The sequence below is a fragment of the Ramlibacter tataouinensis genome (assembly GCF_001580455.1).
In the GTDB taxonomy this organism is placed as follows: Bacteria; Pseudomonadota; Gammaproteobacteria; order Burkholderiales; family Burkholderiaceae_C; genus Ramlibacter; species Ramlibacter tataouinensis_B.
In genome coordinates this window covers 1,601,564-1,615,566 of sequence record NZ_CP010951.1, presented here as the reverse complement: position 1 = coordinate 1,615,566, position 14,003 = coordinate 1,601,564, and the positions used below count along the sequence as shown (strand labels likewise).

Here is a 14,003-nt window from a genome sequence, read left to right as displayed (position 1 = left end):
ACAATAGCGGCGCATTGGCGGTTTGCCTATAGCCCCTTAGTGCCATCTGCCCGAGACGCTGAGGTCGTTGCGCGCGACGCGGCGGTTCATGTGGATCACGTCCGGCCGGGTCTGCTATTCGGGCCTGTTGGGTTCACCCACGGAGCGCCGGCTCGGGGCTTCGGCGGTGATGGGCGGGCCACTGCGGCTGGTCCGTGGGCGCGGGGACGACGGCGACGGGCGGCACGGGCAACCGGCCGGAGGACTGCGCGGGCTGCGGTTCTGGCGTGATCGCCTCGCTCAACTCGCCACCGGACGCCCAAGGGCATCTCGGTGCAAGGCGCAGCGCATGGTGACGTCGTCAAACGGGAGTGCCGCGAATTCCTGGGAGAGGGAAGCGAGGCGTTGCCTGGAAGCCAAGCAAGCAAGCCAAAAAACGGGGCTGGACTGCGCTGTGGCGCCCCCGACAGGAATCGAACCTGTATCTAGCGCTTAGGAGGCGCTCGTTCTATCCATTGAACTACGGCGGCGGGGCTGATCATTGTAATTGTCCGGCCTGGGGGCCGCCCCCGGCACAATGCAAGCTTCTTTCTTAGGAGGAGAGAAGCATGAACGCATTGCGCATGGCCCTCGTCAGCGGCCTCCTTGCCATCGCGGGTCTGGCCCACGCCGCGGCCAGCGACGCCTTCAACGAACTGCTGGAAGCCAGTATGAAGGACAAGAAGGGCGTGATGGTGTACGTGAAGGGCCAGGCCATCGGCGGGCGGGTGACCCGGATCACGGCCGAAGCGATCGAAATGACGGCGCGCGACTACGCCCGCATCGTGATCCGCCGCGACGCCATCGACGCCATCGCGGCGAACTAGCGCCGCCCCCTATTTCGAAAGCAGCCGCATGGCCTCTTCGAGGCCCTTGATCGTCAGCGGGTACATGCGCTGATTCACCAGCTGCTGGATCACCGCGATGCTCTGGCGGTACTGCCAGACGCCCTGCGGCTCGGGATTGATCCAGGCGAACTTGGGGAAGGCGTGGGTGAGGCGCTGCAGCCACTCGGCGCCGGCTTCCTCGTTGTTGTATTCGACGCTGCCGCCCGGCTGCAGGATCTCGTAGGGACTCATGGTCGCGTCGCCCACGAAGATCAGTTTGTAGTCCTTGTTGTACTTGCGGATGATGTCCCAGGTGGCGAACTTCTCGGAGAAGCGCCGCCGGTTGTTCTTCCACATGAAATCGTAGACGCAGTTGTGGAAGTAGTAGAACTCCAGGTGCTTGAACTCCGCCTTGGCCGCCGAGAACATCTCCTCGACGCGGTGGATGTGCTCGTCCATGGTGCCGCCCACGTCCATCAGCAGCAGCACCTTCACGTTGTTGTGCCGCTCGGGCACCATCTTGATGTCCAGGTAGCCGGCGTTGGCGGCGGTGGCGCGGATGGTGTCGTCCAGGTCGAGTTCTTCCTCGGCGCCCTCGCGCGCGAACTTGCGCAGCCGCCGCAGAGCGACCTTGATGTTGCGCGTGCCCAGTTCCTGGCTGTCGTCGTAGTCCTTGTAGGCGCGCTGGTCCCACACCTTCACCGCGCTGCGGTTGCGGCCCTTGTCCTGGCCGATGCGGATGCCCTGCGGATTGAAGCCGTAGGCGCCGAAGGGCGAGGTGCCGCCGGTGCCGATCATCTTGCTGCCGCCCTCGTGCCGCTCCTTCTGCTCCTCGAAGCGTTTCTTCAGCGTCTCCATGAGCTCGTCCCAGCCCATCTTCTCGATCTTGGCCTTCTCTTCGGGCGACAGCTCGAGCTCGAGGTTCTTGCGCAGCCACTCCAGCGGGATGTCCTTGGTGAAGTCGGCGACCGTCTCCACGCCCTTGAAATACGCCGCGAACGCGCGGTCGAACTTGTCGTAGTGCTTCTCGTCCTTCACCAGCGCGGTGCGCGAGAGGAAATAGAAGTCGTCGATGGCATAGCCGCCGTCGCTGGTCGGGCCGACCACGCCGGCCTTCACCGCTTCGAGCAGCGCGAGGTATTCCTTGACGGACACCGGCAGCTTGGCGCTGCGCAGGGTGTAGAAAAAATCGATCAGCATGGGATGCCGGCAGAAGGTGCCGCCTCCATCATAGGTCGGTGCCGCCGCATCGGCACGAAGGTCCGGTGGCGCCAGGCATGGGCCAGCAGTGCCGCGCTCAGCAGCGCCGACACGGCCACGGCCAGCACCGAGGCCTCGGCGCCGAACACGCCGCCGGTAAGCCAGTCGGGCCCCGGGCGTTCCGAGATGAGCCAGCCCTTGGCGTCGGTCCCCGACACCGGGATGCCGAACACGGTGCCCTGCGAGTAGTTCCAGCCCGTGTGAATGCCGATGCACAGCGGCAGTGAGCGGGTGAGGTGGAAGACCAAGGCCAGCATCAGGCCCGCCTCGATCGCAATCGCTGCCAGGCTCCAGAAGGTCGCGCCCGGATTGCCGCCATGCACCGCGCCAAAGAACAGGGCGGATACGCCGAGCGCCCACCAGGTGCCCGCCGCCTCCTCGACGGCGCGAAACAGCACGCCGCGGAACGCGATCTCCTCGGCGATGGCCGTCCCCAGGCCGACGGTCAGCAGCGGCGTCCACCAGTCGACGCCAGGACGGGTGCCGACGATGCGGTAGGCGCCCGCAAGCCACAGCAGCGCCACGGTCAGCGCGATCAGCCCCAGGCCGGCCAGCGCGCCCGCCGTCAGGTGGGCCAGGCCCCGTGACGGCCACAATTCGACCGGCGGGCGGCGTTCGATCACCCGGGCCAGGAACAGGTAGGCCCCGACCGTACAGGCCACCATGACGGCCACGCGCACCAGCCCGCGCCACTCGGGCGGAAGCTGGCGCAGTCCCGGTCCCGGCACCCCGTGCATGAGCAACCAGGCGGCCCCGGCCGTGGTGCCGAACGCCAGGGCGGTAAAGATGACGATGCGCGCCAGCGCCGAATACAGCAGCCGGCGCTTCCAGCGCGGCGCGTCCGGCGGCGGCTCGAAGGCCAGCGGCGCGCCGCTCACCGGGGCCGTTCCAGCTGGTAGCGCAGGTGCGCCTTCACCTCGGGCCACTCGCCGGCCGTGAGGCTGTACATCACCGTGTCGCGCACCGTGCCGTCGCGGCGCAGCGCGTGATGGCGCAGCACGCCGTCCTTCGTCGCGCCCAGGCGCTCGATCGCGCGCTGGCTGGCGAAATTGAAGTTGTCGGTGCGCCAGCCCACCAGCTGCGCGCCCAGGGTCTCGAAGGCGTGCGTCATCAGCGCCAGCTTGCAGGTGGTGTTGACGTGGCTGCGCTGCCAGCTCTTGGCGTACCAGGTGTAGCCGATCTCCAGCCGCTCCACCGCCGGCACGATGTCGTGGTAGCGGCTGGTCCCGATCACCTGGCCGCTGGCCAGGTCGCGCACGACGAAGGGCAGCATGTGGCCGTCCCGCATGCCCTTCAGGGCGGCCTCGACGTAGGCCTGCGTTTCGCCGGGTGCCGGCACCGAGGTGATGCGCAGGTTCCACAACTCGCCGTCGCGCGCCGCCGCTTCGAGGCCGGCCACATGGTCCAGGGTCATGGGCTCCAGCCGCACCCGCGGCGTTTCGAGCGTGATGGGCTGCGGGTCCTGCATCAGCGGTTGTGCCTTTGCATGAACACCAGCTTTTCGAACAGCGTCACGTCCTGCTCGTTCTTCAGCAGCGCCCCGACCAGCGGCGGCACGGCGACCTTGTCTTCCTTGCTTTGCAACGCTTCCAGCGGGATGTCCTCGGCCATCAGCAGCTTCAGCCAGTCGAGCAGTTCGCTGGTGGAGGGCTTCTTCTTCAGGCCCGGCAGGTTGCGCACGTCGTAGAAGGTCTTCATGGCCGCCGTGAGCAGCTCCTTCTTCAGCCCCGGGAAGTGCACGTCCACGATCTGCTTCATCGTGTCGGCATCCGGGAACTTGATGTAGTGGAAGAAGCAGCGACGCAGGAAGGCGTCGGGCAGCTCCTTCTCGTTGTTCGAGGTGATGAACACCAGCGGCCGGTGCCGGGCGCGAATCAGCTCGCGCGTCTCGTACACATAGAACTCCATGCGGTCGAGTTCGCGCAGCAGGTCGTTAGGGAATTCGATGTCGGCCTTGTCGATCTCGTCGATCAGCAGCGCCACCGGCTTGTCCGCGGTGAAGGCCTGCCACAGCACACCCTTGACGATGTAGTTGTGGATGTCCTTCACCCGCTCGTCGCCCAGTTGCGAATCGCGCAGGCGGCTGACGGCGTCGTACTCGTACAGGCCCTGCTGCGCCTTGGTGGTCGATTTGATGTGCCACTGCAGCAGCGGCATGTCGAGCGCGCCGGCCACTTCCTCGGCCAGCATGGTCTTGCCGGTGCCGGGTTCGCCCTTGACAAGCAACGGGCGCTTGAGCGTGATGGACGCGTTCACCGCCAGCATCAGGTCCTGGGTGGCGACGTAGTTCTGTGAGCCTTGGAACTTCATGGATCTCGGTCGAAAAGGCGCAGTGGCGCGGAAAAGTGCCGTGGTGCAAAAGCGCCAATGGCGGGAAGGCGCACCGGTGGCGGTGCCTATAATGAACGGTTTTTGAGTTGCCTCAAGTCACCCCTTAGCCGGATTTTGCTCGCAAAATGAACAAGCTGTTGAACACGCTTCTTGCCGTCGCTGTCGCTTGCGTGACGGCAACGGCGTTCGCCCAAGCTCCCGCGCCTGCCAAGGGCCAGCCGCAGCCGGCCGCCCAGGACGCCGCGCCCAAGGGCGGCGCGACGTCGATCGAAGCGAAGGTCGCGATGTGCATGGGTTGCCACAACATCCCCGGCTACCAGGCCAGCTTCCCCGAGGTCTACAAGGTGCCCATGATCGCCGGGCAGAACGCCAAGTACATCGCCTCGGCCCTGACGGCCTACAAGAACGGCGACCGCAAGCATCCGACCATGCGCGGCATCGCCGCCAGCCTGTCCGAGCAGGACATCAACGACGTGTCCGCCTACTACGCCGCCCTGGCGCCGGCCGGCGCCGCCGCCCTGGCCGAGCAGCCCCGCCAGCCTGACGCCCAGGTGTCCGCGCTGCTGCAGAAAGCCGCCTGCGCCTCCTGCCACGGCGCCAACTTCTCCAAGCCGGTCGACCCCAGCTACCCCAAGATCGCTGGCCAGCACTCCGACTACCTGTACGTCGCCCTGAAGTCCTACAAGACCGACGGCGCCACCGTCGGCCGCAGCAACGGCGTGATGGGCGCCATCACCAAGCAGTTCAGCAACGCCGAACTCAAGGCCCTGTCCAAGTACGTGGGTTCGCTGGACGGCGAAGTCAAGACGGTGCCGCAGAACCGCTTCCACTGAGCGCTTCGGCGCCCCTGGCAAAAAGCCCGCTCCCCGAGCGGGCTTTTTTGTAGTCAGTCCACTAGCGCGTTGCCCGGCGCTGCACGCAATCGACGTAGGACGCGCCATCGGGGGCGCGTCCGGCGCGCTGGCTTTCCCACAGCATCTGGCCCAGGCATTCCATCGCCTCGTGGTGCGCTTCGTGCAGCGAGCCGCGCCGCGCCGCCAGCAGTTCCACCGCCTGCCGGATGCCGCGCGGCTGGTCGATCGAGCACTGCTCGCTGATCGACAGGTGCATGGACAGGTGCAGGAAGGGGTTGCTGCGGCCGTCCGAGCCGTCGTAGACGCGTGCCACGGCGGCTTCCGCGTCCTGCAGGTCGGGGTCGTATTCCGGGTGCTCGCGCAGCCACTGGCTGGCCAGCGTTTCCAGCGCATCCAGCATCTCGCCGGCGCGCGCCTTGCCATGCACGTTGCAGAAGAAGCGGCGGACGTCTTCCTGCGAGGGATTGAACATGGCGGCGAGGGTAGCACGCGCCCCGCGCTGTCCAGTTCGCGCCTGCGCGAATGTCGAGGCAGTTCCATAATCGATGTTCCCGCACGTCCCCACGACCCGATCACCATGACTCGACACGCCTTCATCTGCGATGCGATTCGCACACCATTCGGCCGTTACGGCGGCGCGTTGTCGTCGGTGCGCACCGACGACCTCGCGGCAATCCCGCTCAGGGCGCTGATGGAGCGCAGCCCGCGGGTGGACTGGCAGGCCGTGACCGATGTCATCTACGGTTGCGCCAACCAGGCCGGCGAGGACAACCGCAACGTCGCCCATATGGCCAGCCTGCTGGCCGGGCTGCCGGTCGAATTGCCGGGCGCCACCATCAACCGGCTGTGCGGCTCCGGCCTGGACGCTGTCGGCACGGCCGCGCGCGCCATCCGCTCCGGCGAGGCCGGGATGATGATCGCGGGCGGCGTCGAAAGCATGAGCCGCGCCCCCTTCGTCATGCCCAAGGCCGACAGCGCCTTCTCGCGCGCCAATGGGGTCTACGACACCACCATCGGCTGGCGCTTCGTCAACAAGCTGATGAAAGAGCAGTTCGGCATCGACTCCATGCCCGAGACCGCGGAGAACGTGGCGGCCGAGCACAAGATCGGGCGCGAGGCGCAGGATCGCATGGCGCTGGCCTCGCAGCTGAAGGCGGTGGCGGCGCAGAAGGCGGGCTTCTTCGACGCCGAGATCATCCCGGTGACCCTCGCGCAGAAGAAGGGCGATCCCATCGTGGTCGCCCGCGACGAGCACCCGCGCGAGACCAGCCTCGAGGCGCTGGCCAAGCTCAAGGGCGTGGTGCGGCCGGACGGCAGCGTGACCGCCGGCAATGCCAGCGGCGTCAACGACGGCGCTTGCGCGCTGCTGCTGGCCGACGAAGCGAATGCCGCACGCCATGGCCTGACGCCGCGCGCGCGGGTGGTCGGCATGGCCACCGCCGGCGTACCGCCCCGCGTGATGGGCATCGGCCCGGCGCCCGCCACCCAGAAGGTGCTGGCGCTCACCGGCCTGTCGCTGGAACAGATCGACGTCATCGAACTCAACGAAGCCTTCGCCGCCCAGGGCCTGGCGGTGTTGCGCCTGCTCGGGCTGAAAGACGACGACCCGCGCGTCAATCCCAACGGCGGCGCGATTGCGCTCGGCCACCCGCTGGGCGCTTCGGGCGCGCGGCTGGCGACGACGGCGGTGAACCAGCTGCACCGGACCGGCGGGCGCTACGCGCTGTGCACCATGTGCATCGGCGTGGGCCAGGGCATCGCCGTGATCCTCGAGCGCGTGTGATGGACGGCACGCTGGAATTCGACGGCGTGCGCTACCCCGACGGGCGCGCGTCCGACCCGCGCGCGCTGGGCTGGATGCAGGGCACGCCGCCGGCCGAGGCGCTGTGCATCCGCTTCGCCGACGACCGGTTCCTCTCGTTCCCGCAGATCCGCTGGTCGCTCTCGCACATGCGCGAACTGGTGCCCACGGTGAACGTGTGGCGCGGCGAGGCCAGTGCTTCGCCGTTGGGCGACGTCAGCGCGGCGGACGAGGCCGCGATCGACGACCTGGCCTTCACAGACATGCACGGTCGCCCGCGGCGCTTCGGCGAGTCGCTGTTCGACGTGTACACCGACGGCATCGTGGTGCTGCACCGTGGCCGGCGCGTCTACGAGCGCTACTTCGGCGCGCTGGCGCCGCAGGTGCCGCACAGCTGCTTTTCGATCACCAAGTCCTACGCCGCGACGCTGTGCGCCACGCTCGTGCACGAAGGCGCGCTGGACGACCGGAGGGCCGTGCCGCACTACCTGCCGGAGATGCGCGCCACCGCCTACGCGGATGCCACGCTGCGCCAGGTGATGGACATGCAGATCGGCGTGTCGTACTCGGAGCTGTACGCCGACCCCAAGGCGCACATCTGGGACTACTCGCGCGCGGGCGGCCTGCGGCCGCGTCCGGCCGGCTACAGCGGGCCGGCGAGTTTCTACGAATACCTGCAGACGCTGCAGCCCGAGGGCACGCACGCCCAGGCGTTCGCGTACAAGACCGTGAACACCGAGCTCATGTGCTGGATCATGAAGCGAGTGACCGGCCGGCCGCTGGCCGACATGCTGTCCGAACGGCTGTGGTCGCAGCTCGGTTGCGAGCAGGACGCCTACCTCACCGTCGACCCTATCGGCGTTCCAATGGGCGGCGGCGGGCTGCATGCCAGCCTGCGCGACCTGGCGCGCTTCGGCGAACTGATGCGGCGCGAGGGCGACTGGCACGGCCGCCAGCTCGTGCCCGCCGAGGTGGTGCGCGACATCGCGCGCGGTGACGACCCCGCGAAGTTCGCCAAGGCCGGCTACACGCTGCTGCCTGGCTACTCGTACCGCAGCATGTGGTGGGTGTCGCACAACGAGCTGGGCGCGTTCGAGGGCCGTGGCATCCACGGCCAGCGCCTGTACGTGGCCCCGAAGGCGGAGATGGTGGTGGCGCGCTTCGCCTCGCACCCCGTCGCGTCGAGCGCCGCCAACGATCCGCTCACGCTGCCCGCGCTGCTGGCGCTGGGACGTCTGCTGCAATCCCGTTGACGTCCTTTCCCCTGATCACCGACCCGTGGTTCTACGCCGTGGCGGTGCCGGCCGTGCTGCTCATGGGCATCAGCAAGAGCGGCTTCGGCTCGGGCTTCGGCTCGCTGGCGGTGCCGCTGATGGCGCTGGCCGTCACGGTGCCGCAGGCGGCGGCGATCATGATGCCGATCCTGTTCGTGATGGACGTGCTGGGCCTGGCGGCGTTCCGGCGCCACTTCGACTGGAAGCTGATCCGCTTCCTGGTGCCGCTCGGGCTGGTGGGCACGGTGATCGGCACGCTGTCGTTCCGCTACCTGGAGCCGCGGCTGGTGGCCGGCATCGTCGGCGTGTTCACGCTGCTGTTCCTGGCGCAGCGCCTGCTGTTCCCGCCGGGGCCGAACAGCCCGCACCCGCCCAGGTGGCTGGGCGCAGTCCTCACGGTGACCTCGGGCTTCACCAGTTTCGTGTCGCACGCGGGCGGGCCGCCGGTGAGCGCCTATGTGGCGCCGATGCGGCTGCCGCCGCTGGTTTTCACCGCGACCATGGCGGCCTTCTTCTTCGTCGTGAACCTGAGCAAGTGGATTCCCTACGGCTGGCTCGGGCTGCTCGATGGGCGCAACATGGCCACCTCCTTCGCCCTGCTGCCGCTCGCGCCGGTGGGCGTGTACATCGGCGTGAAGCTGGCCCGCCGCATCCACCCGGACCTGTTCTACAAGCTGATCTACCTGGGCATGCTGCTCACCGGATGCAAGCTGGTGTGGGATGGGTTTGTTCGCTAAGAAAGTCGCGACCTTTCTTTACTGGCCTGTCATTCCGCGCGGTCCACGTGCCGCTGCGCGGATAGGGCCGCTTCGCTTCGCTCGAGGCGCCGGGCTTCCTCGCGCCGGCGCTCTGCCTGCTCTGCCCGTTCGCGCGCCATCTGCTCCTCCAGCTGCTGCCGGCCCTGCTTGACGACAGCGATCAGCTTGGCGCGATCGCGATAGTGCGGATGCATCTGCTCGAACAGCGCGAAGTTGTGGCGGCGAAAGCGCATCGCGTGCCGGCGGGCCTCGTGCGGAGCCTGGCCCAGCAGCTCCAGCACGGTGCGGCCGCTGCGCAGGCTGGACTCGAACAGCTCGCGTTCGACCCGCAGCACGCCGCGGTCGCGCAGCTGGTTCCAGTGCGTCACGTCGCGGGCACGCGCCACCAGCTCCAGGTGCGGGAAGTTCTCGCGGGCCAGGTCCACGATGGCCAGCGACTGCTCGACATCGTCCACCGCGACCAGCAGCACCTTGGCCTGCTCCGCGCCGGCGGTGCGCAGCAGGTCCAGCCGGGTCGCGTCGCCATAGAAAACCTTGTAGCCGAAGGCCCGTGCGGCCTCCACCATGTCGACGTCATGGTCCAGCACGGTGGCACCGAAGCCCTGCGCGGCGAGCAGGCGTCCCACGATCTGGCCGTAGCGCCCGAAGCCGGCGATGATGACCGGCGCGCTTTGCGGCTCGCTGATCTCCTCGAGCGTGCGCCCGTTGGCGCTGGCCCAGCGCGGCATCAGGAACCGGTCGATCGCCACCAGCAGCAGCGGCGACAGCAGCATCGACAGCGTCACTGCGCCGATCAGCAGCGAGGCGGTGCGCGCGCTCATCACCTGCTCGCCCGCCGCGGCCTGGAACACCACGAAGGCGAACTCACCGCCCTGCGCCAGCAGCACGGTGAACACCGGCCGCTCCTGCAGCGGGAGCTGGATGGCGCGCGCGAAGGTGTAGATCAGCGCCGCTTTCAGCGCCACGAAGCCGACCACGATCGCCGCCACCCGCCAGGGCGACTCGGCCAGCACGCCGAAGTCCAGGCTCATGCCCACGGCGATGAAGAACAGGCCCAGCAGCATGCCCTTGAACGGCTCGAGGTCGGTTTCCAGCTCGCGCCGGTATTCGCTTTCGGCCAGCAGCACGCCGGCGAGGAACGCGCCCAGCGCCATCGACAGGCCGGCCGACTGCACCAGCGCCGCGGTCGCGATCACCAGCAGCAGTGCGGCGGCGGTGAAGATTTCCGGCGTGCGGCTCCTGGCGATCCAGCGGAACAGCGGACGCAGCGCCAGCCGCCCGCCCAGCACGATGACGGCGATCACGCCAACGATCCGCGCCGCCTGCAGCCACCGGTTGGTGTCGGCGGCGGCCTCGTCGGCGACGCCGCCGAGCAGCGGCAGCAAGGCCAGGATCGGGATCGCCGCCACGTCCTGGAACAGCAGGATCGAAAAGCCCGCCTGCCCGCTGGAGGTGGGCAGCAGGTTGCGCTCGTTCATGACCTGCAGGGCGATGGCGGTCGACGACAGGGCCAGGCCGAGCGCGGCCACCAGCGAGATGCGCCAGGGATAGCCGGCGGCCAGGCCGATGGCGAACAGCAGCGCGGCGCAGCCCAGCACCTGCACGCTGCCGCCGCCGAAGATCGGCCGGCGCAGGTTCCACAGCCGCCTCGGCTCCAGTTCGAGCCCGACCAGGAACAGCATCAGCACCACGCCGATCTCGGCGAAGTGCAGGATGCTGTCGACATCGGAGACCAGCCCCAGCCCCCACGGCCCGATCACGATGCCCGCCGCCAGGTAGCCGATGATGGAGCCCAGGCCGACGGCGCGCGCCAGCGGCACGGCGATGACGGCCGCGCTCAGGTAGATGAGCGCGTTGGTCAGCCAGCCCGGGATGTGCTCAGTCATGGCTGGGCCGGTCGGTGGTGGGGACCTCGCACACGGGGCAGGGCGGCAGTTCGTCGATCTCCGGCCAGTCGGGGTAGCTGCGCAGCCGCTCGACAAAGACCTGCACGTGTGCGGCCAGCGCCTCCTCGCTCGCCCGGCGGGCGCCGTGCAGCACCAGCGGCGGCAGGAAGCGCATGCCGCACAGGGCCGCGGTCTGCTCGTACGGCGGCAGGAAGGCGTCGAAGAAGTACCGGTTGTAGCCCTGCGGATGGTAGGCGCTCTCGGGCCCGCCGGTGGTCGTCACCAGCCACAGGTCCTTGCCCTGCAGGGCGTCGCCGCCCGGGCCATAAGCCCAGCCGTAGGCGAGCACTTCGTCCAGCCACAGTTTCTGCAGCGGCGGCATCGAATACCACTGGATCGGGTGCAGCAGCACGATCAGCGAGGCCGCCTGCGCCAGGCGCTGCTGTGCCGCCACGTCGATGTCGAAGTCGGGGTAGAGCGAGTACAGGTCCTGCACCTGCGCGTCCGGCACGGCGCGCGCCGCTTCCAGCAGGCGCCGGTTGGCGCGCGAGCCGCGCCAGTCGGGGTGGGCGGCCAGCACCAGCGGGCCCTTGCCAGATCCTTTTGTTACTAACTCATCCATAAGCGTTAACATTAGGCCAGCAGCCTGTTCCCGGGCCGCACGCACGCGAGGAGATGCCCATCATGCCGGTCGTCGTCGTTGCCAATCCCAAGGGTGGAGCCGGAAAGTCCACGCTGGCCACCAACATCGCCGGCTACTTCGCCGGCCAGGGCCACCGCGTGATGCTGGGTGACGCCGACCGCCAGCAGTCCTCCCGATTGTGGCTGGGACTGCGCCCGGCTGCTGCGCGGCCTATCGCGGCCTGGGATGTCGGCGACGGCCAGATCGCCAAACCGCCCAAGGGCACCACCCACGTCGTGCTCGACACCCCCGCCGGTGTGCACGGCAAGCAGCTCAGGCAACTGGCGGAGATCGCCGACAAGGTGCTGGTCCCGCTGCAGCCCAGCATCTTCGACATCTATGCCACCCGGGCCTTCCTGGACGAGCTGGCCACCCTGCGCAAGCTGAGCAACAAGGCGATCGGCATCGTCGGCATGCGCGTCGACGGGCGCACCATTGCCGCCGACAAGCTGCAGGAATTCGTGGGCGGCCTGGGGCTGCCGGTGCTTGGCCACCTGCGCCACACGCAGAATTACATCCACCTGGCCGCGCGCGGCCTCACGCTGTTCGACGTCGCGCCCGGCCGCGTCGAGCGCGACCTCGAGCAGTGGCAGGAAATCTGTCGCTGGCTGGACAAGCCAGCCTGAGCGGGGCCGCTACATTGCGGGGATGAAGACCTTCCAGAATCTGTCCGAGCTGCCGGCGCTCGTGGGCCAGGAAGTGGCGGTGAGCGACTGGCTCACGATCACGCAGGAGCAGGTCAACCTGTTCGCGCAGGCCACCGGCGACCACCAGTGGATCCATGTGGACGTGGAGCGCGCCAAGGGCGGCCCCTTTGGCGGACCCATCGCGCATGGCTTCCTCACGCTGTCGCTGCTGCCCAAGTTCTTCGAGACGGCCGTCGACGTGCGCGACAGCCGCATGGGCGTGAACTACGGACTGAACAAGGTGCGTTTCACCGCGCCGGTGCCCGTGGGCAGCCGCCTGCGGGCGCGCATGACGCTGCTGGCGGCCGACCCGATCGACAACGGCGGCCTGCAGATGGCCTGGCAGGTGACCGTCGAACGCGAGGGCAGCGAGCGGCCGGTGTGCATCGCCGAGTCGCTCACCCGCCGTTACCCGTAGCAAAGCCATTCTGGCGCCAGGCTTCGAACACCGTCACCGCGACCGCGTTCGACAGGTTCAGGCTGCGCTGGCCGGGGCGCATCGGCAGCTTCAGCCGCTGCGCCGGCGCAAAAGTCTCGCGCAGCTGCGGATCCAGCCCGGCCGTCTCGGAGCCGAACACCAGCCAGTCGCCGGCCTGGAAGGCCGTCTCGTGCACGAAGCGCGTGCCGCGCGTGGTCATGGCGAACATGCGCGCGGGGTCCGGTCCCATGGCCTGCAGGAACTGCGCCCAGCCGGCGTGCCGCCGCACCTGCGCGTACTCGTGGTAGTCCAGGCCCGCGCGCCGCATCAGGCGGTCCTCCATCGAAAAACCCAGCGGCTCGATGAGGTGCAGCGCGCAGCCGGTGTTGGCGGCGAGCCGGATCACATTGCCCGTGTTGGGCGGGATCTCCGGCTGGACCAGGACGATATGGAACATGGCGCTGGGAAAAGAACTAGCCGGGCTCGTCGGTGCGGGCCAGCACGATGCCGGTGACCCCGGCCGCCTGCGCGGCGCGAAGCGCCTCGGCGGCGGCATACATCGAGGCGCCGCTGGTCATCACGTCGTCGACGATCACCACGCGCCGGCCGCGCACGTCGGCGACGCGCATCGGATCGACCGCGAAGGCGCCCTTGATATTGGCCAGCCGCGCCTGGCGGTCCAGGGCCGCCTGCGAACGCGTGTGCCGCACCCGCAGCAGCAGGTCGTGCCGCACGCGCCGCGGCGCCAGCCGGCGTGCCAGCACCAGCGACTGGTTGAAGCCACGCTCGGCCAGGCGCTCGCGCGACAGCGGCATGGGCACGACCAGGTCGGCCTGTTCCAGCACCGGCTCCACCCAGGGGGCGCTGCGCAGCAGGATGGCGAAGGCGCGGGCCCAGCCCGCCTGGCCGTTGAACTTGTACTGGCCCAGCAGCCCCGACCACGGATAGGCGTAGGACACGGCGGCGTGGCAGGCGTCCAGCGGCGGCGGGGCCGAGACGCAACGGCCGCATTGGCGCACGCCGGACGGCACCGGCAGCGCGCAGGTCAGGCAGCGCGGCTGCGGCTGCGCGAAGCGGGCGACGCAGGATTCGCACAGCGGCTGCGCGGGCCAGGCGCGGCACACCGCGCATTGGCCTGGCAGCGCCGTGCGCGCGCGATGAATCAGCCGCCTGAACATCGGGTCAATATACTCGTTGGCCCTGCATGA

The 14,003-nt window shown here is 68.7% G+C and carries 16 protein-coding genes and 1 tRNA gene; 7 read left to right on the top strand and 10 right to left on the bottom strand.

The genetic code is table 11. The features are described 5' to 3' along the window. Positions 1-434: 434 nt before the first annotated feature. Positions 435-509 (bottom strand) — tRNA-Arg (locus tag UC35_RS07790). A 78-nt stretch (positions 510-587) separates the two neighbouring features. Between UC35_RS07790 and UC35_RS07785 the strand changes: the two genes are divergently transcribed. Then, positions 588-845: a hypothetical protein gene (locus tag UC35_RS07785; protein WP_061497778.1), complete on the top strand. Its 258-nt coding sequence runs from the start codon at positions 588-590 to the stop codon at positions 843-845. Positions 846-854: 9 nt separating this feature from the next. Here the strand turns inward: UC35_RS07785 and UC35_RS07780 are convergent, their stop codons facing one another. The 4 genes from UC35_RS07780 to UC35_RS07765 are packed head-to-tail and all read right to left on the bottom strand — an operon-like array spanning position 855 to position 4,415. After that, positions 855-2,045 (bottom strand): vWA domain-containing protein, encoded by a 1,191-nt coding sequence (locus UC35_RS07780; RefSeq protein WP_061497776.1) that lies wholly within the window; start codon positions 2,043-2,045, stop codon positions 855-857. Then, complete coding sequence (locus tag UC35_RS07775; protein ID WP_061497774.1) at positions 2,039-2,983, bottom strand: CPBP family intramembrane glutamic endopeptidase; 945 nt, start codon at positions 2,981-2,983, stop codon at positions 2,039-2,041. Before UC35_RS07775 ends, UC35_RS07780 begins: the two co-directional genes overlap by 7 nt. Next, complete coding sequence (locus UC35_RS07770) at positions 2,980-3,573, bottom strand: GNAT family N-acetyltransferase (RefSeq protein WP_061497773.1); 594 nt, start codon at positions 3,571-3,573, stop codon at positions 2,980-2,982. The genes UC35_RS07775 and UC35_RS07770 overlap by 4 nt, the downstream gene beginning before the upstream one ends. Next, entirely contained in the window at positions 3,573-4,415 is an 843-nt protein-coding gene (locus tag UC35_RS07765; RefSeq protein ID WP_061497771.1) for an AAA family ATPase, read from the bottom strand. Before UC35_RS07765 ends, UC35_RS07770 begins: the two co-directional genes overlap by 1 nt. Positions 4,416-4,561: 146 nt before the next feature. On the opposite strand from UC35_RS07765, the gene UC35_RS07760 reads away from it, so the two are divergent. Further along, complete coding sequence (locus UC35_RS07760) at positions 4,562-5,269, top strand: c-type cytochrome (RefSeq protein WP_061497769.1); 708 nt, start codon at positions 4,562-4,564, stop codon at positions 5,267-5,269. Positions 5,270-5,330: 61 nt separating this feature from the next. Here UC35_RS07760 and UC35_RS07755 read toward each other — a convergent pair whose 3' ends face one another. Next, complete coding sequence (locus UC35_RS07755; protein WP_061497767.1) at positions 5,331-5,762, bottom strand: DUF1841 family protein; 432 nt, start codon at positions 5,760-5,762, stop codon at positions 5,331-5,333. Positions 5,763-5,867: 105 nt separating this feature from the next. Between UC35_RS07755 and pcaF the strand changes: the two genes are divergently transcribed. From pcaF to UC35_RS07740, 3 genes are read left to right on the top strand one after another with little or no spacing between them, the layout of a single operon-like run. Beyond that, entirely contained in the window at positions 5,868-7,073 is a 1,206-nt protein-coding gene (pcaF, locus tag UC35_RS07750; protein ID WP_061497766.1) for a 3-oxoadipyl-CoA thiolase, read from the top strand. Then, positions 7,073-8,344, top strand: coding sequence for a serine hydrolase domain-containing protein (locus UC35_RS07745; protein WP_061497763.1), 1,272 nt, complete (start codon positions 7,073-7,075; stop codon positions 8,342-8,344). The genes pcaF and UC35_RS07745 overlap by 1 nt, the downstream gene beginning before the upstream one ends. Beyond that, complete coding sequence (locus UC35_RS07740) at positions 8,341-9,102, top strand: sulfite exporter TauE/SafE family protein (RefSeq protein WP_061497761.1); 762 nt, start codon at positions 8,341-8,343, stop codon at positions 9,100-9,102. Before UC35_RS07745 ends, UC35_RS07740 begins: the two co-directional genes overlap by 4 nt. 29 nt (positions 9,103-9,131) lie before the next feature. Here UC35_RS07740 and kefC read toward each other — a convergent pair whose 3' ends face one another. After that, the gene (gene kefC, locus UC35_RS07735; RefSeq protein ID WP_061497759.1) at positions 9,132-11,009 is read right to left on the bottom strand and encodes a glutathione-regulated potassium-efflux system protein KefC; all 1,878 of its coding nucleotides are present in this window, start codon (positions 11,007-11,009) and stop codon (positions 9,132-9,134) included. Beyond that, complete coding sequence (locus UC35_RS07730; RefSeq protein ID WP_061497758.1) at positions 11,002-11,631, bottom strand: NAD(P)H-dependent oxidoreductase; 630 nt, start codon at positions 11,629-11,631, stop codon at positions 11,002-11,004. The genes kefC and UC35_RS07730 overlap by 8 nt, the downstream gene beginning before the upstream one ends. Before the next feature lie 62 nt (positions 11,632-11,693). On the opposite strand from UC35_RS07730, the gene UC35_RS07725 reads away from it, so the two are divergent. Continuing rightward, entirely contained in the window at positions 11,694-12,317 is a 624-nt protein-coding gene (locus tag UC35_RS07725; protein WP_061503730.1) for a ParA family protein, read from the top strand. A 22-nt stretch (positions 12,318-12,339) separates the two neighbouring features. After that, the gene (locus UC35_RS07720; protein ID WP_061497756.1) at positions 12,340-12,795 is read left to right on the top strand and encodes a MaoC family dehydratase; all 456 of its coding nucleotides are present in this window, start codon (positions 12,340-12,342) and stop codon (positions 12,793-12,795) included. On the opposite strand, the gene UC35_RS07715 is transcribed toward UC35_RS07720, so the two are convergent. Further along, positions 12,776-13,252 carry a tRNA (cytidine(34)-2'-O)-methyltransferase gene (locus tag UC35_RS07715; RefSeq protein ID WP_061497754.1) on the bottom strand — a complete coding sequence of 159 codons (477 nt, stop codon included), beginning with the start codon at positions 13,250-13,252 and terminating at the stop codon, positions 12,776-12,778. The two genes, UC35_RS07720 and UC35_RS07715, sit on opposite strands and share 20 nt — an antisense overlap. Before the next feature lie 16 nt (positions 13,253-13,268). Then, the gene (locus UC35_RS07710; RefSeq protein ID WP_061497752.1) at positions 13,269-13,973 is read right to left on the bottom strand and encodes a phosphoribosyltransferase family protein; all 705 of its coding nucleotides are present in this window, start codon (positions 13,971-13,973) and stop codon (positions 13,269-13,271) included. Positions 13,974-14,003: the final 30 nt, after the last annotated feature.